The sequence below is a fragment of the Nitrospira sp. Vd2 genome, from assembly GCF_979581665.1.
In genome coordinates, this window is record NZ_CEFZSK010000019.1 from 1 (window position 1) to 22,913 (window position 22,913).

Annotated in this window: 17 protein-coding genes; 7 read left to right on the forward strand and 10 right to left on the reverse strand. The window is 62.5% G+C overall.

Annotated elements, in window-relative coordinates:
• Positions 1–331 precede the first annotated feature (331 nt).
• The 4 genes from AC1U7K_RS08985 to AC1U7K_RS09000 all read right to left on the reverse strand — a co-directional run bounded on the left by AC1U7K_RS08985 (position 332) and on the right by AC1U7K_RS09000 (position 4,740).
• Positions 332–1,549 (reverse strand): cation:proton antiporter, encoded by a 1,218-nt coding sequence (locus AC1U7K_RS08985; protein WP_480250807.1) that lies wholly within the window; start codon positions 1,547–1,549, stop codon positions 332–334.
• Between the two features lie 136 nt (positions 1,550–1,685).
• Complete coding sequence (locus AC1U7K_RS08990; protein WP_480250809.1) at positions 1,686–2,867, reverse strand: metal-dependent hydrolase family protein; 1,182 nt, start codon at positions 2,865–2,867, stop codon at positions 1,686–1,688.
• 83 nt (positions 2,868–2,950) lie between these two features.
• A complete protein-coding gene (locus tag AC1U7K_RS08995) occupies positions 2,951–3,541 on the reverse strand; it encodes a Tll0287-like domain-containing protein (RefSeq protein ID WP_480250810.1) in 591 nt (196 codons plus the stop codon).
• Positions 3,538–4,740 (reverse strand): pyridoxal-phosphate-dependent aminotransferase family protein, encoded by a 1,203-nt coding sequence (locus tag AC1U7K_RS09000; RefSeq protein ID WP_480250812.1) that lies wholly within the window; start codon positions 4,738–4,740, stop codon positions 3,538–3,540. The genes AC1U7K_RS08995 and AC1U7K_RS09000 overlap by 4 nt, the downstream gene beginning before the upstream one ends.
• Positions 4,741–4,945: 205 nt before the next feature.
• Between AC1U7K_RS09000 and AC1U7K_RS09005 the strand changes: the two genes are divergently transcribed.
• The 3 genes from AC1U7K_RS09005 to AC1U7K_RS09015 all read left to right on the forward strand — a co-directional run bounded on the left by AC1U7K_RS09005 (position 4,946) and on the right by AC1U7K_RS09015 (position 7,282).
• Positions 4,946–6,415, forward strand: a complete 1,470-nt coding sequence (locus AC1U7K_RS09005; protein WP_480250813.1) for a CPBP family intramembrane glutamic endopeptidase — start codon at positions 4,946–4,948, stop codon at positions 6,413–6,415.
• A gap of 61 nt (positions 6,416–6,476) precedes the next feature.
• Positions 6,477–6,848, forward strand: coding sequence for a cupredoxin domain-containing protein (locus AC1U7K_RS09010; RefSeq protein WP_480250814.1), 372 nt, complete (start codon positions 6,477–6,479; stop codon positions 6,846–6,848).
• A gap of 113 nt (positions 6,849–6,961) precedes the next feature.
• Positions 6,962–7,282: a hypothetical protein gene (locus tag AC1U7K_RS09015; RefSeq protein WP_480250816.1), complete on the forward strand. Its 321-nt coding sequence runs from the start codon at positions 6,962–6,964 to the stop codon at positions 7,280–7,282.
• Positions 7,283–7,293: 11 nt separating this feature from the next.
• Here the strand turns inward: AC1U7K_RS09015 and AC1U7K_RS09020 are convergent, their stop codons facing one another.
• Entirely contained in the window at positions 7,294–7,890 is a 597-nt protein-coding gene (locus AC1U7K_RS09020) for an alpha-ketoglutarate-dependent dioxygenase AlkB (RefSeq protein ID WP_480250817.1), read from the reverse strand.
• A 177-nt stretch (positions 7,891–8,067) separates the two neighbouring features.
• Between AC1U7K_RS09020 and ligD the strand changes: the two genes are divergently transcribed.
• Positions 8,068–10,665, forward strand: coding sequence for a DNA ligase D (gene ligD, locus AC1U7K_RS09025; RefSeq protein WP_480250818.1), 2,598 nt, complete (start codon positions 8,068–8,070; stop codon positions 10,663–10,665).
• A gap of 21 nt (positions 10,666–10,686) precedes the next feature.
• Here ligD and AC1U7K_RS09030 read toward each other — a convergent pair whose 3' ends face one another.
• Both AC1U7K_RS09030 and AC1U7K_RS09035 read right to left on the reverse strand, forming a co-directional pair.
• On the reverse strand, positions 10,687–11,472 hold the full coding sequence (locus AC1U7K_RS09030; RefSeq protein ID WP_480250820.1) for a Rossmann-fold NAD(P)-binding domain-containing protein: 786 nt from the start codon (positions 11,470–11,472) through the stop codon (positions 10,687–10,689).
• A gap of 48 nt (positions 11,473–11,520) precedes the next feature.
• Positions 11,521–12,312, reverse strand: coding sequence for a chlorite dismutase family protein (locus AC1U7K_RS09035; RefSeq protein WP_480250822.1), 792 nt, complete (start codon positions 12,310–12,312; stop codon positions 11,521–11,523).
• Between the two features lie 1,391 nt (positions 12,313–13,703).
• Between AC1U7K_RS09035 and AC1U7K_RS09040 the strand changes: the two genes are divergently transcribed.
• Positions 13,704–18,140, forward strand: coding sequence for a DEAD/DEAH box helicase (locus tag AC1U7K_RS09040; RefSeq protein ID WP_480250823.1), 4,437 nt, complete (start codon positions 13,704–13,706; stop codon positions 18,138–18,140).
• A gap of 5 nt (positions 18,141–18,145) precedes the next feature.
• On the opposite strand, the gene AC1U7K_RS09045 is transcribed toward AC1U7K_RS09040, so the two are convergent.
• From AC1U7K_RS09045 to AC1U7K_RS09055, 3 genes are all read right to left on the reverse strand, one after another.
• Positions 18,146–18,559: a DUF3015 family protein gene (locus tag AC1U7K_RS09045; protein ID WP_480250825.1), complete on the reverse strand. Its 414-nt coding sequence runs from the start codon at positions 18,557–18,559 to the stop codon at positions 18,146–18,148.
• 113 nt (positions 18,560–18,672) lie between these two features.
• Positions 18,673–19,182, reverse strand: a complete 510-nt coding sequence (locus AC1U7K_RS09050; protein ID WP_480250826.1) for a hypothetical protein — start codon at positions 19,180–19,182, stop codon at positions 18,673–18,675.
• Positions 19,179–21,098, reverse strand: coding sequence for a MutS family DNA mismatch repair protein (locus AC1U7K_RS09055; protein WP_480250827.1), 1,920 nt, complete (start codon positions 21,096–21,098; stop codon positions 19,179–19,181). The genes AC1U7K_RS09050 and AC1U7K_RS09055 overlap by 4 nt, the downstream gene beginning before the upstream one ends.
• A gap of 39 nt (positions 21,099–21,137) precedes the next feature.
• On the opposite strand from AC1U7K_RS09055, the gene prmA reads away from it, so the two are divergent.
• Complete coding sequence (gene prmA / locus AC1U7K_RS09060; RefSeq protein ID WP_480250829.1) at positions 21,138–22,019, forward strand: 50S ribosomal protein L11 methyltransferase; 882 nt, start codon at positions 21,138–21,140, stop codon at positions 22,017–22,019.
• 188 nt (positions 22,020–22,207) lie between these two features.
• Positions 22,208–22,867: a class I SAM-dependent methyltransferase gene (locus tag AC1U7K_RS09065; RefSeq protein ID WP_480250831.1), complete on the forward strand. Its 660-nt coding sequence runs from the start codon at positions 22,208–22,210 to the stop codon at positions 22,865–22,867.
• Positions 22,868–22,913: the final 46 nt, after the last annotated feature.

Genomic DNA, 22,913 nt, shown 5'->3' on the forward strand with positions numbered 1-22,913 from the left:
GGACACTAGCAGGATGTTGAAAAAGGCCGCCAGCTTCAAGACACTGGGCGCTCACCAACTCGCGCCCGTGCGCAAACGTGAGGGAGTTATTCCTCGCCTCGCGCACCTCGCGTCGCTTGGAGGCTCAACGTACAGCCCGGGAAAAGAGCCCGTCTTGGCGGGCTCGGGGTGGGCGGGTGAAAATGAGTACGCCTCGCTCCTCCTTCACAGCGGCCTTGGCCGGGAAGGGGCGCGTCCAACGGGAAAGAGCCGTCTTGGCGGGGTTGGGTGGGTGAGATAAGCGCCTGGGGCGGTCGGGTGAAATGGACGGCCTTTTTGACCCTCCTGCCGGCTATTCTGGAGACCCAGCCTGATAGCGGGATACGACCGAGGGCGGCTGGTCTTCAGCCAACCGGTGCTCATGACTGCGCATGGTGGAGGCGACGAGCCTCGCGGCGATCGGTCCGAGCACGCCGAGAAACAGCACATAGGCCGCCGAGAGGACCCCTAATTGCGGCGCCAATCCCGTACCGGCCGCGAGCCCGGCGATCACGATCGAAAATTCTCCGCGCGCAATCAGCACGGCACCGGCCCGCAGGCGTCCTGCGACATCAATACCGGCCCGTTGAGCCGCCCACCAGCCGGTGAATAGCTTGGTGCCGGAGGTGAGGAGACCGAGACCGACGGCAGGCAGCAGAACGGGGGTCAGCGTCGCCGGATCGATCTGGAGACCGAAGAAGAAAAAGAACTGTGCGGCGAAAAGATCACGCAGTGGCCCGATCAGACGGCGCGCGCGCTTTGCAATCGGTCCCGAGAAGGCGATCCCGACGAGGAAGGCGCCGACCGCCGAGGAGACCTGGAGCTGCTGTGCGAGCCCCGCCACCAGCAAGACGGCGCCGAAGGTGGTGAGCAGAATGATCTCATCCGACTCATGGCTGGCCAACCGGCTCAACACACTGCCGAACCGGACGGCAACGAAGAGCACGAGGCCCACCGTGGTCAACGCGATGACGATCGTCGGGAGGCCGCTGATGACGCTGCCACCGACGAGCAAGACGGCGACCAGGGGAAGGTAGACCGCCATGGCGAGGTCTTCCAGCACCAAGACTGAGAGCACCGTGCGACTCTCGGGATTGTTGATCCACTGAAGCTCGCCGAGGACCTTGGCCACGATTCCCGAAGAGGAAATGTACGTCACGCCGCCCAAGAGCAGCGCGGCAAACGGCGTCCAGCCGAGCAGCACGCCCGCGAGCCAGCCGGGCGTGAAGTTCAACGCGAGATCGAGCAGACCCGCCGGCAAGGCCGAGCGCAGGCTGGCCTGCAACTCCTCCCCAGAATATTCGAGACCAAGCATGAAGAGGAGCAGGAGTACGCCGATCTCGGCTCCCACCCCGATTAATCGCTCCGTCAGGTTGAGAGGGAGGATGCCGCCGTTGCCGAACGCCAGTCCGGCGAGCAGATACAGCGGGATCGCCGAGAAACCCCACCGGCTCGCTAGTCGTGCGAGTAGCGCAAGCCCGATGACCGCGCCTCCCAGCTCCACCAACATCATCGCTGCGTGATCGATCACCGTGACTCCTCCATCGTCCGGCGCGCAGAGAACGCCGCCCGTCGCGTCTGAAGCTTATCGGGTCGTGAGAGCGGCGGGTATCGGTAATTGTGAGATGGAAGGTTCCGCACGGGAACGATGGTGAGAGGACGATGGGCTAGCCCGTCTTCAGCGGTCCCGCGACGAAACGGCCGGCTTGCATGACGCCGAGGAGCTTCGCGGGCTCGCGCAGGACCGTGATGCGTTTGAGGGGATTGCCGTCGAGCAGCAGAAGGTCGGCCTGCTTCCCGGCTTCGACCGTCCCGATCAATGAGTCGAGTCCCAGGAGCGCCGCCGCGGTCGAGGTGGCCGCCACGATGGCCTCCATCGGCGCCATCCCGAGCGCCGCCATTCGTTCCAGCTCTTGGGCGTTCTCCCCATGATGATTGAACGGTGTGCCGGCGTCCGTGCCGAGCGCGATCGTGATGCCCGCGCGAAGCGCTTTCTTGAAGCTCGCCTCATGCCGCGCTTGCATCGATCGCGCTTTGCCGATCGCGGCCTCCGGCACGCCGCACGCCGTGCCGCAGCCGGCGGTCGTGGCCAAAGCGGAAAGGGTCGGCACCATCACGACGCCGTATTCGCGTATCAGCGACGCCGCTTCTTCATCCATCAACGTCGCATGTTCGATCGAATGTGCACCGGCCTTCACGGCGTTCTTCATGCCCTCGGCGCCGTGCGCGTGTGCGGCCACACGTCGGCCGGCCCGTCGCGCCTCCGCCATGCCGGCGGAAAGTTCCTCCATCGACATCTGCGCCGACTCCGGCGACGTGCCGGGGGTCAGCACGCCGCCTGAGGCAATAAACTTGATGACCTCGGCGCCGGCCAGCAATTGCTCGCGGACAGCCTTGATGACTTCATCCGGCCCGTCGGCTTCGCGCCCGATGAAGCGGGCATGCCCACCGGTCATGCAGATCGCCCGGCCCGCCGCGACGATCCGAGGACCAGGAACCAGACCCATTTCGATCGCCTGCTTCAGCGCAAAGATCGAATGATCCCGACAGCCGACGTCGCGGACTGTTGTGAAGCCCGCCTCCAGCGTCCGTCGCGCGTACTGTCCGGCCTTGAGCAGCGTGAGCGCCGGCGATTCCTCCTGAATGGTACGGACGACGTCGGCTTCTGCGCCCAGACACAGATGGACATGGCAGTCGATGAGGCCCGGCATCACGGTCAGCCCTCGCACGTCGGGTTGCAGCGCGCGAGCCGGCACGCGAACCTCGTCGTCGCCACCGACGGCGACGATCCGCCCGCCCTCGATGATCACCACGCTTGATTCCCGGACGCGCCCGCGCCCGTCGATCACCCGCACGCCACGAAGGGCGATCGGTCGTTCTGAGCCGGTTCGCGGGGTGGGAGGCTGAGGAGGCTGACTGCGGGACGCCATGATCAACGGGGAACCGGCACGGTGATGACGATGCCGCCCATGACGTCGTTGAGCTTCCAGTCGCGCCGGGGGCTATTGACGTGACTGTTATGGCAATCGACGCACGACTGCGAGATCGCGATGTCCGCGTAGATGGCTTGAAAGTAACGGTCGCGACCGAGCCGGGTCAAGCCGGTGAACGGTTTCTCGGGGTCCTTGCTGACCGTCTCGAGCCCTTTGCGCTCGAAGTCCGTGGACGGGGCGTTCCAGACGTAAATCGGCCACAGGCTCACCAAACGGATCTTGAGGCCGGTGCCTTCTTCCGCGGCCAGCCGTCCGGTCTCGATCAAGAACTGAGCGGGGAGCGGCAGCGCATCCTCCTGCTTCCAGTACTCCGCCGCCTCGACGATCCCGCGCGCCTGCATCTTGTCGACGACATGGGTGGCATAGACGGTGCGGCTTGCCTGAATGATGGCGTGAATGTGCTCGGCCACTTTATCGGGAGGAATCGCAGCCGGACCAGGCTCGATCACCGTGGAGAGGTACCAGACGGCGAGGCCACCGAGGAACCCAAGTACCACCAGCAGCAGACTGACGACGACGCGCCGCTTCACACGGCCACCCCCTGACCATCACTGTAGACGCGTGAAGCCGCTTCGAGCGCCAGGCCGGAACGCTCCACCCATTGTCTGCTGACAAACAGCTTGTCGAGCGCGCTGAGCAGGGACCAGACATGAGCGCGGGTCGAGCTTTCGCCCATCAGCCCAATGCGCCAAATCTTGCCCTGCAACGGCCCCAAGCCACCGCCGATTTCGATTCCATATTCATGGAGGAGCGCGGTACGAGTCGACGCCTCATCGACGTGTGCCGGAGGGACGACGGCGTGCAGGGTCGGGAGCCGATGCCCCTCCTGCGCGAACGGTGAAAAGCCCAGGGCCGCCAACCCGGCCATCAAGGCGTGGCTGTTCAGGCGGTGCCGCGCGAACCGGGCCTCCAGCCCTTCTTCATCGATCAACCGAAGCGCCTCCCGCAACCCATACAGCATCGAGATGGGAGCGGTGTGGTGATAGACGCGCTTGCCGCTCGTCCAGTACTCGCCAAGGAGCGAAAAATCCAAGTACCAACTTTGGCAGGGCCGGGTGCGGGCTCGAATCGCGGATAGCGCCCGCTCGCTGACGGTGATCGGGGCGAGGCCCGGCGGACAACTCAGACATTTCTGTGTGCCGCTGTAACAGACGTCGACGCCCCACCGATCCACTTCAACGGGAACGCCACCGAGTGACGTGACGGCATCGACGATGAGGAGCGCGCGATGCGTTCGACACAGGGCGGCGATGGGCTCGATCGGCTGAAGGACCCCCGTCGAGGTTTCGGCATGCACGACCGCGACCGCCTTGACCGCGTGATGTGTCGTGAGCGCTTCTTCCACGGCGGCGGGGTCGATGATTCGGCCCCATGGCGCCTCCACTCGCACCAGCCGACCGCCGCACCGCTCCACGGTCGACGCCATTCTCGTACCGAAGACGCCGTTGATCCCCACGACGACCGAGTCCCCCGGTTCGATGATGTTGATGAGGGCCGCTTCCATCCCGGCCGATCCGGTTCCGGAGATCGGAATCGTGAATGCATTCCGCGTCCGAAAGACGCTCCGGAGCATCTGTTGGATGTCGTCCATGATCTTCAAAAACTCGGGATCGAGATGACCAATGAGGGGCAAAGCCATCGCCTGTAGCACGCGCCGATGGACCATGCTGGGTCCGGGACCGAGCAAGCACCGTGCAGGTGGAGCGAGATCGGCGTAGCGTTGGGTCATGGGCCTGTTTGGTAATCGTTAAACGTGATTCGTGATTGCAGAAAGGCGAGGGCTTTGACGAATCACAGCATCCGGCGATTCATGAGTCACAAGGCGCGCCATTATAGCGAAAGGACCTCGCGCTCCGCTATGGCGAACGTACGTCGTCAGAGTGCGACAACAATGGTGGCGGCGATTTTCTTCGTCCTGCTATAGTGCCGGCCGCATGGATGATTCGGAAAAACCGTTAGCGGTCGAGACCGGCGGCGAGGCGCCTTCACGGGAGCCGGGCCGTCCTCATGCACCATGGCCCCCCGTGTCCACGACAGTGACGGCCATGATGGCGCTCATTCTCGCCGCAGGCATCGGCATCCTCGTGTGGCTTGAGATGACGATCCCGCGGATCGAGCGCGTGGCGGCGCCCGAACAGGCCCTCTCACTGGTCGTCAGTCGCAACCTCGAGGTCGAGGAGGCGATTCGCCAGGCGCCGGCGTGGGAACGCTGGTTCTATGAGACGACGACGGAGACCGGCGGCAACACACTCTCGGAGTCCATTGGCTGGTACCGAGAGCTATCCGAGGTCTCGCTGAATGCGACGCTGCATCTCGAGTTGGCGATCTTGGAGGCGGAGGCGGGGCGGCTCGAGGACGTCCGCGCGGAAATCTCGCTGTGGGATGACCTCGACGATCCGTTTCCGACGTTCAGCGCACTGGTCGACGCGGCGTACTTATCACCTTCAGTATCTTCGGAGGATGCTGAAGCTGCGCTGGCGAGCGCGGCCGAAGCCTTGCCGGCCGGCTGGTTTTACGATCGCTTGGCGATAGCCTTGGCGACCAAGGGCCGGCAGGAGGCGTTCCTGGCAACGCTCAGACAAACCATCGCGGCGCGCGATGAGCGACTGCTCAGCAAGGTACGGTGGCTTACCGTCATTGAAGGCACCGTGATCCTGGCCGGCCTCATCACGCTCGGGCTGATGTTGCGGCGGGGCCGAATACGTGTCGCCGAGGCCGCCGTCCCACCGCCATGGCCCGGATGGCTCGGTGTGACGGTGCTGGTGCGGGGTGGCGCGCTCGGTCTCCTCATTGCCTTGGCGGTGCTGTTTCTCGATGTCGATCATCCCGTCGTTCGGCTGCTCAGCATGCCGCTCGCTGCAGTGCCGGTTATCGTGTTGGCCGAGCAGTATCTGCTCGCTCCCGTGAACCTTGGCTTTCGCAGGGGCTTCGGGCTGTGGCCCGTCCATCGGCCCATGACGGGGCTCATGGCCATGCTGGCCGTGCTCGCTGCCGGACTGATTGGAGAGTGGGTGCTCGGCGTGCTCGCTGATTACGTGAGTTGGTCCAGTCACTGGACAGAATGGTTCGACGGCGATCTCGTGTGGGGTGATCCGGTCACGCTTGCGATCAGCCTCACGGAATTCATCCTCTTTGCTCCATTCTTCGAGGAGCTTGTGTTTCGCGGCTTGTTGTTTGCGACCTTGCGGCGTCGGTTCAGCTGGCCTGTGGCGGCGGCGACAAGCGCCGGCTTCTTTGCCGTCGCTCACGGTTACGGGGTGCTGGGGTTGATCAGCGTGTTTTGGAGCGGCATCTTGTGGGCGTGGGTGTACGAGCGGACAGGCAGCTTGTGGCCGAATATCTTGGGGCATGCGATCAACAATCTGCTCGTCTGCCTGTCGTTGATGTATCTCCTCCGGTGGTAATCGCGTGCCCGGTTGGCTCCCCCCTTTACTCGATCTGAGGACTGGTTATCTACGACTCATCATGGGTCGCCCACGATTTCACATTCTCATGTTGAGTCTTCTCTTGTGGCTTGCGACGGCGGGTGTGGGCGAGAGTTTGCCGGCACCTGTTTCGATCACGATCGATAGTGGCGCGCCGTACTTCACCCCGAAGCTCGCCCATGTGATCACCCAAGCTCCCGTCGTCTGGCAAAACACAACCGGAAGCGTCCATACGATTACACACGAAGATTGCGAGCGCGGGGCCGACTGCTTGTTCGATTCGGGATCGGTGCCCCCGGACGGGACGTACGAGTTGCCCGGCCTTCCGCCCGGTCGCTATCCCTACTACTGCCGGCTCCACCCGATCATGCGGGGCGTGTTGGTCGTCCAGGCAAACGAAACCAGTTCGTGACATCGTAATATCCCATGCCTCCGTCCCTTTGAACCTCGCCGAGAAAAGTTCGTACAAAAGAAATGGCTGTAGCCTGACATTGCTCGCTTTCCCGTCCTTCGTAAGATGGTCCCATGCCTGATCTGACAAGGTTCTTGCTCGCGTTGGTTCTCGCCGGACTGGTCCACGTCGTGTCGGTGGCGCCGCTTCAGGCGGAGGAAACGATCATCAGCGGCGTGATCGATGTGCTCGATGTGAAGAATCTCACGATCGTGCTCAAAACCCGCGGCATGGCGCATGCTTTTTCACTTTTGAAAAGAGAAGTGGTCGATGGCCTGCAAAAAGGCGATGCGGTCACAGCGGAAATCAATGGTGAAGGCATCGTGATACGAATCACCAAGACCACTGAGCCGGTATTGAAAAATCCAGAACTCACCCCGGACGTCAAGCCGTAGTCCCTGCTTCCTCAACCCATCTCGCTTCGCTCTTCGCCCGTCATGTGCCGACTCGTCCTGGTTCTGACCGTCCGAAACGTAATCGAATAGCGAAGGCGTGGCGTCGCCGTGATCGCGTGTTGCCATTGACTGCGTGCTTCTCCGCCAAGCAGGTACGCCGAGCGTGGCTCGAGGGCTAACACAAACGATTCCCGCGCCGTCTTCGTCCGGCGTTGAAATCGCAGCCGACAGGGACCGAGCAAAGAAATGCCGACCACCGTCGGGCCGAACATCGGGGCATCTCGATGCCAGCCGATCCCCGCGCCGGCCGGATATTCGGTCACGAGTACTTCCTCCAGGCGCTCGGGTAACTCCCCGATCAAGGCCGCTGCCCGGCCGCGTAAGGACAGGAGAAAGGCCGGGACAGGCGGCCCCGGTTCGATCCGCCACGACTCATAGCCGTAGAGCCATCCGAAGTGCACCACGCGCCGTTTTGCCACCACCCCGTGCATCCGCACCTCGCTCCACGACAGCGTCGCGATCCCACGCAGCAACTCTCGCTCTTCTTCCTCCGCGATGAAGTCGGGAATGTAGCGCAGGCCTTGCGGCGTGGTGGCTAAGCCGACCATGCTTCAGTCTACACTTCCTAAAGTGCTGAGGTGCTGAGTCATGAGTGATGGAAAGACGCGATCCGGCCCCTTCAGTTCGAAAATCTTCACTCAGCACTCAACACTACAGCACTTTTTCTCCCAGCTGTAGGATTCGCACCGGCACTGAACGATTCTCCAATCTGATACGTTGAAACCATGGGGCTGAACACATATCGCAAGAAACGGAATTTCGGTAAGACACCGGAGCCGCCCGGTCGCGTGCATCCTTCCGATGCGCAAGGGCGGTTGTACGTCATCCAGAAACATGCGGCGAGCCGGCTCCACTATGATCTTCGCCTTGAGGAAGGCGGCGTGTTGAAAAGTTGGGCGGTGCCGAAAGGCCCGAGCCTCGATCCCAAGGACAAGCGGCTCGCCGTGCAGGTCGAGGATCATCCGATCGAGTACGGCGCGTTCGAGGGCACGATTCCAGAGGGCGAATACGGCGGCGGGTCGGTGTTGCTGTGGGACCGCGGTCGGTGGATTCCGCAGGGCGATGCGGCCGAGGGGCTCCGCAAGGGGCGGCTCAAATTTCAGCTCGAAGGGGAGAAGCTGCGTGGGGGGTGGACTCTCGTGCGTCTTCGGGATAGAGAGGATGGCCACGAGGAGAAGCCCAATTGGTTGCTGATCAAGGAACGAGACGACACCGCGGCATCGGCACGAACACGATCGATTGTGGACGAACGTCCGGAAAGCGTGCTGAGCGGGCGTCGGATCGAAGAGATTCCAGACGGCGAGGGCGCGGTATGGCATAGCGATCGCGAGGGTACGAAACCGCGCGCGGTTCAATCGGCGCAGTCGCTCGATGTCTCAGGCATCCCCGGCGCCCGCAAGCGGGGCCTACCCGATCGTCCTTCATTCGAACTCACCACGTTGGTGAGTGAGCCGCCGGCCGGGGATGATTGGCTGCACGAGATCAAGCTAGATGGGTTCCGGTTGCAAGCCCGCATGGAAAGACAGTCGGTGCAGTTGCTGACGAGGACCGGTCAAGTTTGGACGGACAAGTTTCCGTCGGTCGCCGCGGCGCTTCGCCGCTTGCCCGTAAAAACGGCTTTGATCGACGGGGAAGTGGTCGCGTTGGACCACGACGGCCGTAGCTCGTTTCAACGGTTGCAGCAGCAGTTGAGCGAATCCTCGAACGACGAGATCGTGTACTACGCGTTCGATCTGCTGCACCTCGATGGCTACGATCTCACCCCATGTAGCCTCGAGGACCGAAAGGCGGCGTTGAAAGCCTTGCTCGATCGCCGTCCGGCTGCGGGCCGCCAGATCATCCGTTACAGCGACCACATCATCGGCGGCGGAGAACAGGTCCATCGGGAAGCGTGCCGCCTCAAGTTGGAAGGGATGATCTCCAAGCGACGCGGGACGCCGTACCGGCCGGGGCGCGGGCGTGACTGGCTCAAGGTCAAGTGTCTGCAGCGGCAGGAGTTCGTGGTCGGCGGGTTTACGGATCCCTCCGGGTCGCGCACGGCGTTCGGCGCGCTCCTGCTTGGCGTGTATGAGCGTGATCGGCTCGTCTACGCGGGGAAGGTAGGCACCGGCTTCAACGAGCGGCTGCTGGCGAGCTTGTTGCGGCGATTGAAATCCCTCGAGCAGGATCACTCCCCGTTCGCTGCTCGCGTGCCAGGCCCGCAGCGCGAGATTCACTGGGTGCGACCCGAATTGGTGGTGGAGATCGCGTTTGCCGAGTGGACCTCGGACGGCATGCTGCGCCACCCGTCGTTTCAAGGCATCCGAGAGGACAAGATGGCGAAGGACGTGAGGCGCGAGCAGCCGGCGGAGACACAAGAGGTCGCCTCATCACCGACCCCGGTAACGAATGATCGTCGCGTCCGCCCTGGATCGTCTCGGCGGAAGAATGAGGCCGTCGAGATCGCCGGTGTGCGGCTCACGAATCCGGATCGGTTGCTCTACCCGGATTCCGGGTTGACCAAGCGGGACCTGGCCCTCTACTACGATCTGATTGCCGACCGGATACTGCCGCATGTGATCAAGCGGCCGCTGATGGTCGTGCGCTGTCCCGAAGGCTATGAGGAGGAGTGCTTTCATCAGAAACACCGCAACGATCGTGTGCCGGAGCCTGTGCGGTTTGCCGAGGTTCCGGAAGAGAGCGGGAAAAAAGCCAAGCACTTGATGATCGAGGACCGCGCGGGTCTCATCGCGCTCGTGCAGATGGGCGTGCTCGAAATTCACGTGTGGGGAGCGCGCGCCGAGCGGATCGAGTATCCCGATCTGATGGTCTTCGATCTCGACCCGGATGCCGGGATGCCGTGGCCGCGCGTCGTCGAGGGGGCGCAACTCGTGAAGTCGTACCTGGAGAAGGCCGGGTTGAAGAGCTGGGTGAAGACCACCGGCGGCAAAGGCTTGCATGTCGTCGTGCCCTTGGCGGGCGAGCAGCAGTGGGATGAGGTGAAAGGCTTCTCGCAGGCCGTTGCCGAAGAGATCGTCCGGGCACACCCGGATGCCTATACGAGCAAGATGGCGAAAGCGGTCCGCAAGGGGAAGATCTTCATCGACTATCTTCGCAACAGTCGCGGCGCGACGTTCATCGCGCCGTATTCCACGCGAGCGCGCGCCGGCGCGCCGGTCTCGCTCCCAATCTTATGGCGCGAAGTGGCGACGATCAAGCCGACCGAATGGACGATGACGACAGTGCCGGGGAGACTCAAGCGTCTGCGCCGCGATCCGTGGGAGGAGATGGAGGCGGTCAAGCAGACACTGGGCCCACTGCTCCCGGCGCGTCGATCACGGTGAGAAGAGCCAACAGGAATGATCTCACCGTTGCACGGCCCGTTCGATCTGATCCAGCGCCTCATAAAGATCCGGATAGCGGAACCCGTACTCGAACTCCCGTCTCAATTTCCCAATCGACAACCGCTTTCCAACAGATCCGATTTCTTTCGTCGGCAATGGCACTCCCCAGCGGCGCTGCGCTTCTTCGCAGATATCGATCCAGCGGCGGGGCACGCCGTCGCTGACGTTGTAAATGTCGCCCGCGCGGCCCTTCGTCAGCGCTTCCAACGCAATCGCGGCGAGGTCCTCGACGTGAATCAAATTGACATAGCGGAGCGACGCACGAACGCGGCCGGCGCGAATCCAATCGAGGACGTGGCGGCCGGGACCGTAGATGCCCGCGACCCTCAGCACGACCGCTCCATACTCGCGGCGCAAATACTCCTCACCTTTGATCCGGGGGCGGGTGTCGTCGATCGGCCATGTTTCGTCGATGAGTGGAGCTTCGCGCACGTCACTGGGAATCTTATATGCCGATGTCGTGCTGAAAAGGATGAGCCGATGCCGTTTCTCTTGAAGGTAGGTCTGCGCGAAGGCCACGACGGCCTCGTATGGTTCGGCGGGGAAGCACCAGATGATATCGGAGGCGGCCGGCAGCTTCGTCCATGTAGCCGGCTTGGCCACATCGAATTCGAGACGCGCGCACGCCGGCGGCAGATGCAGGCTCTCGGGCGCTCGGCTCGTCGCCGTCGCCTGAAGGCCGCGAGCGAGCGCCAGCTCCGCCAGGCGGCGTCCCGTGTAGCCGGCGCCGAGGATGACGAGAGACATCGGGGCGAGTCGAGAGAATTGTGCTATCTGACTGTGGCTTCGTTACGATTATTGCCCCGCGGCGAGTGCCTCGAGCGTCTCGTCGATCGAATGAATCGTGCCGAGCAAGGTCGGGCTGCCGAAACGACGGTTGTGCTGGTTCTCTTTCACCTGTTGGAGGCCGAGCACCAGGCTCTGAAAGTCGGCGAGGTTCGACGTCTCGAAGTAGGTGATGAAATCAAAATCATCGAGCCCGGTCGAGTGGTACAGCTTGCGCTTGACGGTCTTGAGATACGGCAGGCTCGCCTCCGTGTGCTCCTTCATCATGCCGGTACGTGCCTCTTTATCGAGCAGCCACCACGCCGCGTCCTTTCGAATCGGAATCACGATGGCATAGCGCTTCGGGCCGGGCTCAGGCGCGGCCTTGAGCGCGGCCTTGACATCGTCGGGAAAGGCCGGCGCGTAATTGGCTTTCTTCGTCAGACCATTAAGGACGTAGACCGGCGTGAGGTGCGGGCCCAATGGCGAGGCGAGGAAATCGAGGATGATGTGTTGATTCGTCTGCAACTCCATCGCATGCACCCGCAGCAGCACGTCCGCATGATCCGACAGCCCGCGCAACAACACGGTATCGATCGCCGCGTCAGTACTATGGCGCTGGAGCACCTCTTTCGCAGCCCCCACAGCCGCCGCTCGCGTGCCCTTGTCCAGCTTCGACCAATCCTCATCGAGCCGAAACGCCGCAAACGTGGCAAAGACGCCGGGATCGGACAGGAGCTTGTCGCGATCCGCGGCATGCGCGAAGACCGAGAGTAAAAACAAGATGAGAGGCGGAAGGCCGAGCGAGACGATTGCCAGCAACCATTTACGCTTTTTATGGTAAGACTTTCTCCTGGCACAGAGTAGCGCGAGCATTAAGTATGCGCAGGTCATTGCAAGGACAGGATGTATGACAAGGATATACCGAATGCCTGACCAGCTGAACATAGTCGCCCAACCGGGGAACTGATATGCGGCAGGACTAATAAGTAGCGCTGTGATCACCAGCATGATAGGAACAACTGCGTAGCTAATTGCTCCGGCCAACGTATAAAAGCTATTACTAAAGCCGATCCAATTGTCTTTCTCTCCTAGCGACCCGTATGTGATTTCTTTCTTTTTAATAAACGCGTTGGCCCGTTCCATTCTTAAAACCTCTTGGACCCACAGGATGATGGTGGCACTTGCGAAGAGTGAGATTATAAGAGTTATGTCCGTCGTCACCTTATCTTTCCCCAACAGCCCTATAATCGCTCCAAGACCTACGAAGAAAATTTGTATTAGTTGTCTTTGTAGCTTTACCGCTTCCATGACTTCTGATCGAACAGCCTTAAGCTCTTCCTGAAGAAATGTTGAATTATTCAATCTAACTTGCCCCCCATTAGCTTGTCATTGAAAACTTCCCACGAAACGGAAAGTAGAACATAAGGCAGGGCAAAGAATCTTGTCAGAATTTTGGTTCTATTGGCTGAATCTTTTGGCCTTAGCATTGGTGTTCAGGCTGGGCGAATCCAATTTATGGTTGGACGGACGCTGTCATCCTTTCATCCGGTCATTGCCGCCTGATTCCGAGAGCGGTTTGGTGCACGATGGATGTGCAGGCGAAGAGTTGGCCGGCGCCTACATGCTGATCTTGCTCATGAGGAATGGTCGGAGGAGGCTCGCGCTATTCTTAAAAGTTCGGCGATGCCCTGCCGAACTTCGCTCTGCCGCGAGCCTTTGCTGCTCAGCCGCACATCGTAACGCCTCAGCGGCAAGCCGCTGAGCTTCGCTGACCTCTAGGCCTCTCTTCGCTTGCTCGCGTTCGGCCTCGGCTCTAGCACGCCCTGCCTCATCGTGGCGACGCTCGGTTTCTGCTTCCCGGCGCTCGGCCTCCCTCTCGTTACGCATGGTATCCCGCGACGCTCGCAGCTCCTCCGCAACCTCGCGGCGCTCCTTGCCGACTCGGCATTGCAGTTCTTCTTCTAGAACGGATGTTGGATATTCACTCGATCGCTCCATCTCGTGCTCCTTGTCAGGACTTGCAGTTGAGGTCAGCCGAAGAGGCAGCACTTACCTTCTCTAAATGTTGAGAGGAACTTTCGGATGACTTGTACTTCTATACGCTCGGTGGGAGCCTTCTGCAACCGGATGGCGCTAGTTACAGCGACGGTCGCGACTGAGAACGAAGCTGGCCCGGCGTTTTCAGATCGGCTCACATGCTATGATGCGCCATGCCATTGTCCTCCTTTCATCCCGTCATCGGGTCGTGGTTTGCGCAGCGGTTCGGGGCGCCGACGGATGTGCAGGCGAAGAGCTGGCCGGCGATTCGGTCGGGCCGGGATGTGCTCATTGCGGCGCCGACCGGATCGGGCAAGACGCTCGCCGCGTTTCTGTCGTGCCTCGATGGGTTGTTTCGACAGGCTTTGGCCGGTGAACTGGAAGATCGCACGCACGTCCTCTATGTCTCGCCGCTCAAGGCGCTGAGCAACGACGTCCAGAAAAACCTTCAGCAGCCGCTCGCCGAGATCGCCGATGCCGCCTTGGCAGCCGGCTTTCTGACGCCTGAGATTCGCGTCCTCGTCCGCACCGGCGATACGCCGATGTGGGACCGGCAGCAGATGCTCCGCCGGCCGCCGCACATTTTGATCACGACCCCGGAGTCGTTCTTTCTTTTGCTGACCGCTGAGAAGAGCCGGCGCATTTTGAAGGATGTTCGCACGGTGATCGTCGACGAGATCCATGCTGTCGCGCCGAACAAACGCGGCGCGCACCTCGCGCTCTCGCTCGAACGGCTCGATGCGCTGACCGACGTCAAGCCGGTGCGGATCGGCCTCTCGGCGACGCAACGCCCGATCGAGGCCGTCGCGCAATTCCTCGTCGGCGACCGGCCCGTACCGACGATCATCGACGTGGGTCATCGCCGCGAGATGGACTTGGCCGTCGAGGTGCCGAAGGACGAATTGGGCGGGGTCGCGACGAATGCGATCTGGAACGATATCTACGATCGGCTCGCCGATTTGGTCCAGCAGCATCGCTCCACGCTCGTGTTCGTGAACACGCGTCGCTTCGCGGAGCGAGTTGCGCATTATCTCGAAGAACGGCTCAGGGACTCGCTTGGCTCCGAGGCGGTGGCGGCGCATCACGGCAGCTTGTCGCGGCAGATTCGATTGTCGGTCGAGGAACGGTTCAAACGCGGGCAGACGCGAGTGGTCGTCGCCACGGCCTCGCTCGAATTGGGCATCGACGTCGGCACGGTCGATCTCGTCTGCCAAATCGGCTCGCCGCGGTCGATTGCCGTGTGTCTTCAGCGGGTCGGGCGATCGGGCCACTGGATCCGGGCGATTCCGAAGGGCCGGCTCTTCGCGACCACGCGCGATGAGCTGATCGAGTGCGGAGCGTTGATTCGGGCGATCCGAGGCGGGGCGTTGGATCGGTTGACCGTGCCGCCCGCGCCCTTGGACATCTTGGCGCAGCAGATCGTCGCGGCGGTCGCGGCGCACGAGTGGCGGGAGGAGGACCTCTTCGTGCTGTGCCGACGGGCGACGCCGTATCGTGAGCTGACACGCGCCGACTTCGACGCCGTCGTCGCCATCCTCGTGAACGGCATCGCGACCAATCGCGGACGTGGACGCGGGTACCTGCATCACGACCGGATCAACCATCGGCTGCGCGCGCGCCGGGGCGCGCGACTGGCGGCGATTACGTCGGGTGGGGCGATCCCCGAGACGGCGAACTACGCGGTCGTGGCCGAGCCGGATGGGACGGTGGTGGGATCGGTCGATGAAGACTTTGCAGTGGAGAGCCTCGCCGGGGATATCATTCTATTGGGCAATGCCTCGTGGCGGATTCGCGGGATCGAAATGGGCAAGGTGCGCGTCGAGGATGCCCATGGGGCGCCGCCGACCATTCCGTTCTGGCGGGGAGAGGCGCCGTCGCGCACGTTCGATCTCTCGACGCATGTGGCCGACGTGCGGGCGGCGATCGATCAGCGACTCGATGCTCTCGATCAGGACGGCGAGGCAGTCGAGTGGCTTCAGCGGGAGTGCGGCCTGGATCGCCGTGGCGCCGAGCAAGCCGTTGATTACGTCAAGGCCGGCCGGGCGCTCCTGGGCGCCGTGCCGACGCAGCAGACGGTGATCGCGGAACGGTTCTTCGATGAAGGCGGGGGGATGCAACTCGTGCTTCATGCACCGTTCGGGGGGCGAATCAATCGGGCGTGGGGGCTGGCGCTTCGCAAGCGGTTTTGCCAGTCGTTTGATTTTGAGCTACAGGCCGCGGCGACGGACGAGGGCATGGTCTTGTCGCTCGGCGAGCGCCACAGTTTTCCTCTCAACACGATCTTTTCCTTTCTCCATCCCAACACCGTCCGCGAGGTGCTGATCCAGGCGGTACTCCAAGCGCCAATGTTCATGACGCGCTGGCGGTGGAACGCGACGCGGGCACTCGCGCTCCTGCGCTTCGCCAACGGCCGCCGCGTCCCGCCGCAGATTCAGCGCATGCGGGCCGAAGATCTCTTGGCCGCCGTGTTCCCCGATGCGACAGCGTGTCAGGACAATCACCCCGTCGATATGGAGCGACAGGTACCGGATCATCCGCTCGTCACCGAGACGATCCGTGACTGTTTGACCGAAGCGATGGATGTGGATGGCTTGATTGACGTGGTACAGCACATCGAGGCGGGCCGGATTCGGTGTCTTGCGGTCGAGACGCCGATGCCGTCGCCGTTCTGCCATGAGATCCTCAACGCCAATCCGTATGCGTATCTCGATGACGCGCCGTTAGAGGAACGCCGCGCGCGGGCCGTGGAGATGCGCCGCGCCTTGCCGCCGGACCTGGTCGGGAAGCTTGGCGGCCTCGATGCCAATGCAATCGCCGAGGTGCAGGCGGAAGCGTGGCCGGTCGTGCGTGATGCCGACGAATTGCACGACGCGCTGCTCACGCTGATTTGGGTGCCGACCGAGGCAGCGCCGGAATGGGCGGCATATCTGCCGCCGTTGATTGAGGCGGGGCGGGCACGGCAAGTAGTCGTTCCGGGTTCGACGTTCGAGGTTCGAGGTTTTCGGGAAGGGGCGCGTCCCGGCGCGCCTGGGGTGGGCGGGTATGGTTGGGTGGCGACGGAAAGGTTTCCTGTTATCAAAGCCGCATTTCCGGACGTCCTGGTCAGCCAGGAGATGAAGGATGGAAGTGAAACGATACCTCAGCGCGAAGAAGCGATCTATGCCATCATTCAGGGGTGGATGGAGAGCACCGGCACAACGACGGCCGAGGAGTTGGGCACAAAGCTTTCGCTGCCTTGCAGTGATGTTCTCGCGGCGCTTCTGAAGCTTGAATCCCAAGGCCAAGTCCTCCGCGGCCAATTCCGTCCGGCTGTTCAGTCCGAATCTTCGAACCTCGAACCTCGAATTCATCACACCCGCCCACCCCAGGCGCGCCAAGACGCGCCCCTTCCCGAGAACCTCGAACTCTTACAAACGGAATGGTGCGACCGCCGGCTCCTTGCGCGCATTCATCGGTTGACCGTCGGCACGCTGCGGCGCGAGATTGAGCCGGTCACGACCGCCGATTTCATGCGGTTCCTGTTCCAATGGCAGCACGTGAGTCCCGGCGCCCGGCTGCATGGGAAAGCGGGCCTCTCGGAAGTCATCGCGCAATTAGCCGGCTTCGAGGCGCCGGCCTCCGCCTGGGAATCGGGAATCCTGCCCGCGCGGCTGGCCAAGTATGACCCCGAATGGTTGGATCAGCTCTGCCTGGCCGGCGCGGTGATGTGGGGCCGCGTGTCGCCGCATCCGAGACTGGAAAGCACCGAGGACGAGGGTCGATCGTCGCGCATCACGCCGACGAGCTTGGCGCCGATCACCCTGTTCCCGCGCGACATTGCCGATTGGCTGCTGGCACTCTTTGAGGGCGAGAGTGGCTGGCTCAATGAACCGAGAGCGTTGAGTGCCGTCGCACAGGACGTGCTGCGGTCACTCCTGACACATGGGGCGAGCTTCTTCGCCGATGTGGTGCGCACCACCGGCCATCTGCAATCGGAAGTCGAGGATGGTTTGTGGGAGCTCGCAGCGGCCGGTCTTGTCACGTCCGACGGCTTCGACAGCTTGCGCGCGCTCCTCGATCCCCGCCGCCGCCGCGCCGAAGGCCGCGAACGGATGCGCCGACCCCGCCATACGGCCGGTCGGTGGTCCTTGTTGAGAACGACCGCGGGTTCCACCGTCCCCGGTACGGACCGTCAGTCGCGCGTCGAAGCGATGGCGAAGCAATTACTGCGGCGCTACGGAGTCGTGTTTCGAGAATTGCTCGCGAGGGAATCGTTGCCGCTTGCCTGGCGGGATCTGCTCGTGCAATACCGCCGGATGGAATTTCGCGGCGAGGTGCGCGGCGGGCGGTTCATCACGGGCTTCGTCGGCGAGCAGTTCGGATTGCCCGAAGCGGTCGAGTCGCTTCGGGCCATACGCCGCGCGGGGAACGAAGCGGCTGCGCATCAAGAGGTGAAACTCTCGGCAGCCGATCCTCTCAATCTCGCCGGCATCATTCTCCCGGGGCCACGCGTCCCCGCCGTGCCGACCAACTACCTTGTCTTCCGTGGCGGGGGAGTGATCCGTACCGGTTCCATTCGTCAGCCGCGCACGGCGGATCCGCATCAGGGCTCCGCCGTCGGCGGCGCATGATGGTCCTACGATCCGGTTCGGATCCCGTGTGCCACGACTGCGCGATTCAACCCGGCGACCAATTCCGCAGGAGTGACGTCGTGCCATCGGCCGGCCTGGAATTGCGCTTGTGCGAGCTGAAAGAACACCGGCTGCTGATCGTACGGCACGCCCATCAGCGTCCCGAGCGACGCCAGGTATTCGCCACTGGCGCAGGCCATGTCCTGCCGGAGATTCTCGATGTTCAGCGCGGCGAACGCGTTCACTTGTTCGCCCTGCCGAACCAATCCGTCTTCGGTGAACCAAGAGCGTCCGGAGGTGCTGATCGTCGTATTGTGGGTGGTGTCGCTGATTTCCGCCGTCGTACCCCTGAAGGTACACGCGGCGAGTGACAGCAAGGCGAGGCCGACCGAGACGAGGCGCAACGATGTCATCTGCATAGGTCCCTCCCAGTGAAAGTCCTGATACCAGCGTAGCAGTCCTGTAATCGTCCCGTAAATCGACGCGCCTCCTACAAGCGTCTTCGCTGAGGCCGGCATGCTTCCTCAACGATCTACAGGAACAGCACGAGCGGGACCCAGATCGGCGCGGTGATAATGCCCACTGCAATGACCGCGACCGTGGGATAGAAGACGACGGCGGCCGGCACTTCCCACAAACGATTCCAGCACGAGTGGCGCCTGGCCTCTTCCCATTCCTTTCTCATGAATGGAAAGAGCGATCGGCACGTGCCGGTTTCCGGTTCGATGTGATAACCGGACAGGTCCCACTGATCCCCGACGCGCTTCGCTTTGCCGAGCACCTTCACATCCTCTGATTCACAAAGCGAGTGGGGCAAATGGTCCCGTGAGGTGTCGCGAGTGAATTGTTTCGGCAGGCAGGTGATGTCGAGGATCGTTCCATCTCGTTCCACCCGCAGCACGCGTCCGGTATCGGTGAGGTAGTAGCGGGCGTAGGCGTCTTCATCGACATAGGGACGCGGCGGGCCGGCGGTCGAACAACCGGCCAGTAGACAGAGCAGACACACCCATCCCCATCGCGTGCCCCATTGCGTGATTCTCACTCCAGTGCTCCCTGTTGGGTGGTTCGATTAGTCGATCGGCGACCGCCGGCCGGTGCGCTCGCATCGACCGGCAATCCTTCGAGCGCCATGATGCGGAGCGCATTGGTGGTCGGGCAGGGGCCCGGACGCAGGCGGTAGTCGAACTCCAGTTGGTTCGCCTGAACCGTCTCTTGAAAGTGCGCATTCGACAGCGAGGGGATGGTGTGCTCCAACTCGGCGAGTTCGAGATCGTGTGTCGTGACGAGCCCAAAGCCATTGCTCTTCGCCAACGCGTCGATATACGTCCGGCTGCCCGCAAGGCGCTCCCGGTTGTTGGTGCCTTTGAAAATTTCGTCGATGAGAAAGAGGACCGGCCGCTGCGCGCAATCCTGTGCGGCATCGAGGAGCCGCTTGAGTCGTTTCACCTCGGCGTAGAAATACGAGAGGCCGGCCTCCAACGAATCATCCACCCGAATGCAACACCAGATACGCGTCCAGGACCACTCGAAGCGGCCGGCGCAGACCGGCGCCCCGGCCTGGGCGAGACATACGTTGATCCCGATGGTTCGTAAGAACGTGCTTTTCCCCGACATGTTCGAGCCGGTGATCAGCATGATCCGTCCGACGCCGGTCAGGGTGAGATCGTTGGTGACGCGCCGCGCCGCCGGGATCAACGGGTGGCCGAGTGCCGTTGCGGTAAGCCGCGCACGAGGCTCGCTCCCAGTTTGCGCCATGCCGGTATCGCTCGGCGTCGGCCACCGACAAGCAGGATGCAGGAAGGCAAACGTCGCAAGCGCACTCGCCGCTTCCAATTCGGAGAGCACGTCCAGCCATATCCCAATGTGTCCGACGACGCGTGACCGTTCGCGGTCGAGCCGCCACGTAAAGTACAGGTCCCAGGGCCCCAGGCCATTGACGACCAGATGCGCCAGCGGGTGCGCGCGAATGCTGAGCGCGTGTGTGACACGGGCCAGCCGCCGAAGCGCCGTTGAGGGGCGGTGATCATGGCCGAGGAGGGGCTCGCAGAGCCGCCCCGTCATCGGCGTCGCGCAATAGGACCGCCGTTCAAGATAAAGGAACAAGGCCCTGAGCTTGTCCAATTCCCCATAGAGCGACAGGGCGCGGCTGAAGATCGGCTCGATTCGCCCCGAATGCAGCAAGTACACGGCCGCGTAGGCCGCAAACGACAGAATCCAATAATCAGGCAGGAATCCGGCAGCCGAGGCGGCGGCGAGCGAGAAGGTCGCCGCCGCAAGCGCTCCCTGGATCAGCAGGAGCGGGATCAGGAGTGGAAAGCCGATCTCGGGCGTCAGCGCCGCCTCGATCCGTCGCCCGTTAAGCTCCGCTTCACCCACCGTCGACGCTTCGAGGGTCAGACGGTCGCGCAAGAGCGTCAGGCGAGTGAGTTCTCGAATCAGTTCGTGCCGCCGCTGCCACTGATCGGGCCTCGGGGGCTGCGTGAGCAGCCAATCGGCCAATCGCTCGCGCCCATTCGAGGAGGAGGTCGTGTCGATCAGGTGAAGGAGGGAATGCGGACCGACGATGTCGAGGTCCCGGGCGTAGGGATGCTGCTCCGGCACTGTGACTGCGCGATAGGAAATGGCGGCCCAGTCGAGACGAAGACGCGCGAGGTGCGTCGTCTTGATGCCCCGCCACCGGCGCATCCGCTGCATCCGCTCTTCGAGCCTGTTATGATACCGCGCGACGACGAGGAACAGAGCCACGAAGAAGAGCAGGACCGCATTTCCCGTCCGGTACCATTGTTCGTGGAAGAACGTGATGGTGAGGACCGCCCCCGTGACAAAGATCGCGAGCCGCCAGCGGCTATATCGGGTGCTGACGTGCTCAGCACGGCGGAGGCGGCGATCGACACGACCGATGATGCGTTCGAGCGCGGGGATGCGCGAGAGAACCGCAGGGACATCGGTCAAACCCATTACGACGACCTTACCCGTTCACCCTGAGGACGTCAACTGATGGATCGAGGGCCGCATGAATGGGTCGAGGTGCGGATTGCGAGTGGCATTGATGCCGGGGAACTCGTGGGTGCGTTACAGGACGAGGCGATCACAGGCGCCTGGCAGGAAGACGGGATGGTGCATCTCTATTGGCGGGCAGAGCAATGGACATCCGACTGCGAGCCACTCGTGGCGGCGATGGCTGCCGCCTTGAGTGGCGATGCCGCACCCATCATCACAGTGGAGCGGGTCCCGGAGACCGATTGGAATGCGATGTGGGCCAAGGCGATCACGCCGATCCGTGTCGGGCGGCGGTTCGTCATTCGCCCAAGTTGGGCGAGCGTCGAACGCCGCGATCACGACATTGAGCTCATCATCGATCCACGCCAGGCGTTCGGCACCGGCCACCATGCGACGACTCAACTGATACTGGAATGGCTGGAAGACCACATCCGTGGCGGCGAAAAGGTTCTGGATATCGGAACGGGCAGCGGCATTCTCGCGATGGCGGCGATCCGTCTCGGCGCGTCCTCCGCGCACGGCCTCGATCATGATCCAGTGGCCATCGACTGTGCACGCGAGTATGCGCGCGAAAATCAATTCGGCGAGGCATTACGGCTGACGGCTGGAACGCTGAAGGATGCCGAAGGGCGTTACGATGTCATTCTGGCCAATCTCGATTGCGGCACGCTGCTGGAGCTCGCGCCATTCTTTCAACAATATGCGCCCCCTCACGCGATGCTCGTGTGCTCCGGCATTCTCAGCGAGGATCGCGAGATCGTGATCACACGATTGCAGGCGAACGGCTGGTCCAGCCAAGAGGAACGCGAACGGAGCGGCTGGCTGGCGCTAGCCTTCCGGTACGGCGGCGAGCCGCCGTACGAGTATCGTCGTGCCTGAGGCCAAAAGTCTTTATCCCCTTGCCCGAGTGTACCGATACAGAGGAATGGAGTGGTGGCGCGATTGGTGCCGATGACGAGGCTGTTGGACCCTAACGACCTAGAGGTGAAGCGCTCTAGTGATGCCCAGTCCATCAGGCACTTGTCGATTGACGGCTGTCTGGCAGGATAGCCGAGGAGCAGAACGAAATGGAGCGCGTGTTGGAGCCCGAGGTGATGGATGATCCCGATCAGGCGCGGGCGTATGCCGAGGCCGATTTTTCCGAAGAGAACAAATCATTCGTCACGGCCTTTTGCCAATTCTTCCCCGAGTTTGTCGAGGGCCATCTCTTGGATCTCGGGTGCGGCCCGGGCGACATCCCGATTCGACTGGCGCGTCGTTTCCCGTTATGCCGGATTACAGGAGTGGATGCGTCTCTGCCGATGATTCGCTTGGCAGAAGAGGCGGTGAAGGCGGCTGGGTTGACCGACCGGATCACGCTTCGACACGAGCGATATCAAACCCTCATCCTGCCAGAACAGGTCGATGGCGTCATCTCCAATAGTCTCCTGCACCACATCCCGAATCCCTTGAACTTCTGGTACGCGGTCAAGCGATTCGTGAAGCCCGGCGGCGCGGTCCTCGTGATGGACCTGTTGCGTCCCGAATCCCCCGACGCGGCCCGTGCGATCGTCGAGCAGTATGCCGCCGGGGCGCCGTCCATCTTGCGGCGTGATTTTTACAACTCGCTGTGCGCGGCGTTCACCGAGGATGAAGTCGCTGGGCAGCTCGCCCAGCTGAATCTGACTCGCTTGCTCGTCGACGTGCCCGATGATCGGCATTGGATCGCCGGAGGCCATGTATACTGAGATCAGTCAAGGACTTCCGGCGTTCGTCATCCGTATGGTGCGAACG

Bases quoted from the DNA above. Each gene is read 5' to 3' on its own strand.
- AC1U7K_RS09000 (WP_480250812.1), bottom strand. From the start codon at position 4,740: ATGACCCAACGCTACGCCGATCTCGCTCCACCTGCACGGTGCTTGCTC.
- AC1U7K_RS09005 (WP_480250813.1), top strand. From the start codon at position 4,946: ATGGATGATTCGGAAAAACCGTTAGCGGTCGAGACCGGCGGCGAGGCG.
- AC1U7K_RS09010 (WP_480250814.1), top strand. From the start codon at position 6,477: ATGGGTCGCCCACGATTTCACATTCTCATGTTGAGTCTTCTCTTGTGG.
- AC1U7K_RS09015 (WP_480250816.1), top strand. From the start codon at position 6,962: ATGCCTGATCTGACAAGGTTCTTGCTCGCGTTGGTTCTCGCCGGACTG.
- AC1U7K_RS09020 (WP_480250817.1), bottom strand. From the start codon at position 7,890: ATGGTCGGCTTAGCCACCACGCCGCAAGGCCTGCGCTACATTCCCGAC.
- ligD (WP_480250818.1), top strand. From the start codon at position 8,068: ATGGGGCTGAACACATATCGCAAGAAACGGAATTTCGGTAAGACACCG.
- AC1U7K_RS09030 (WP_480250820.1), bottom strand. From the start codon at position 11,472: ATGTCTCTCGTCATCCTCGGCGCCGGCTACACGGGACGCCGCCTGGCG.
- AC1U7K_RS09040 (WP_480250823.1), top strand. From the start codon at position 13,704: ATGCCATTGTCCTCCTTTCATCCCGTCATCGGGTCGTGGTTTGCGCAG.
- AC1U7K_RS09045 (WP_480250825.1), bottom strand. From the start codon at position 18,559: ATGCAGATGACATCGTTGCGCCTCGTCTCGGTCGGCCTCGCCTTGCTG.
- AC1U7K_RS09055 (WP_480250827.1), bottom strand. From the start codon at position 21,098: ATGGGTTTGACCGATGTCCCTGCGGTTCTCTCGCGCATCCCCGCGCTC.
- prmA (WP_480250829.1), top strand. From the start codon at position 21,138: ATGGATCGAGGGCCGCATGAATGGGTCGAGGTGCGGATTGCGAGTGGC.
- AC1U7K_RS09065 (WP_480250831.1), top strand. From the start codon at position 22,208: ATGGAGCGCGTGTTGGAGCCCGAGGTGATGGATGATCCCGATCAGGCG.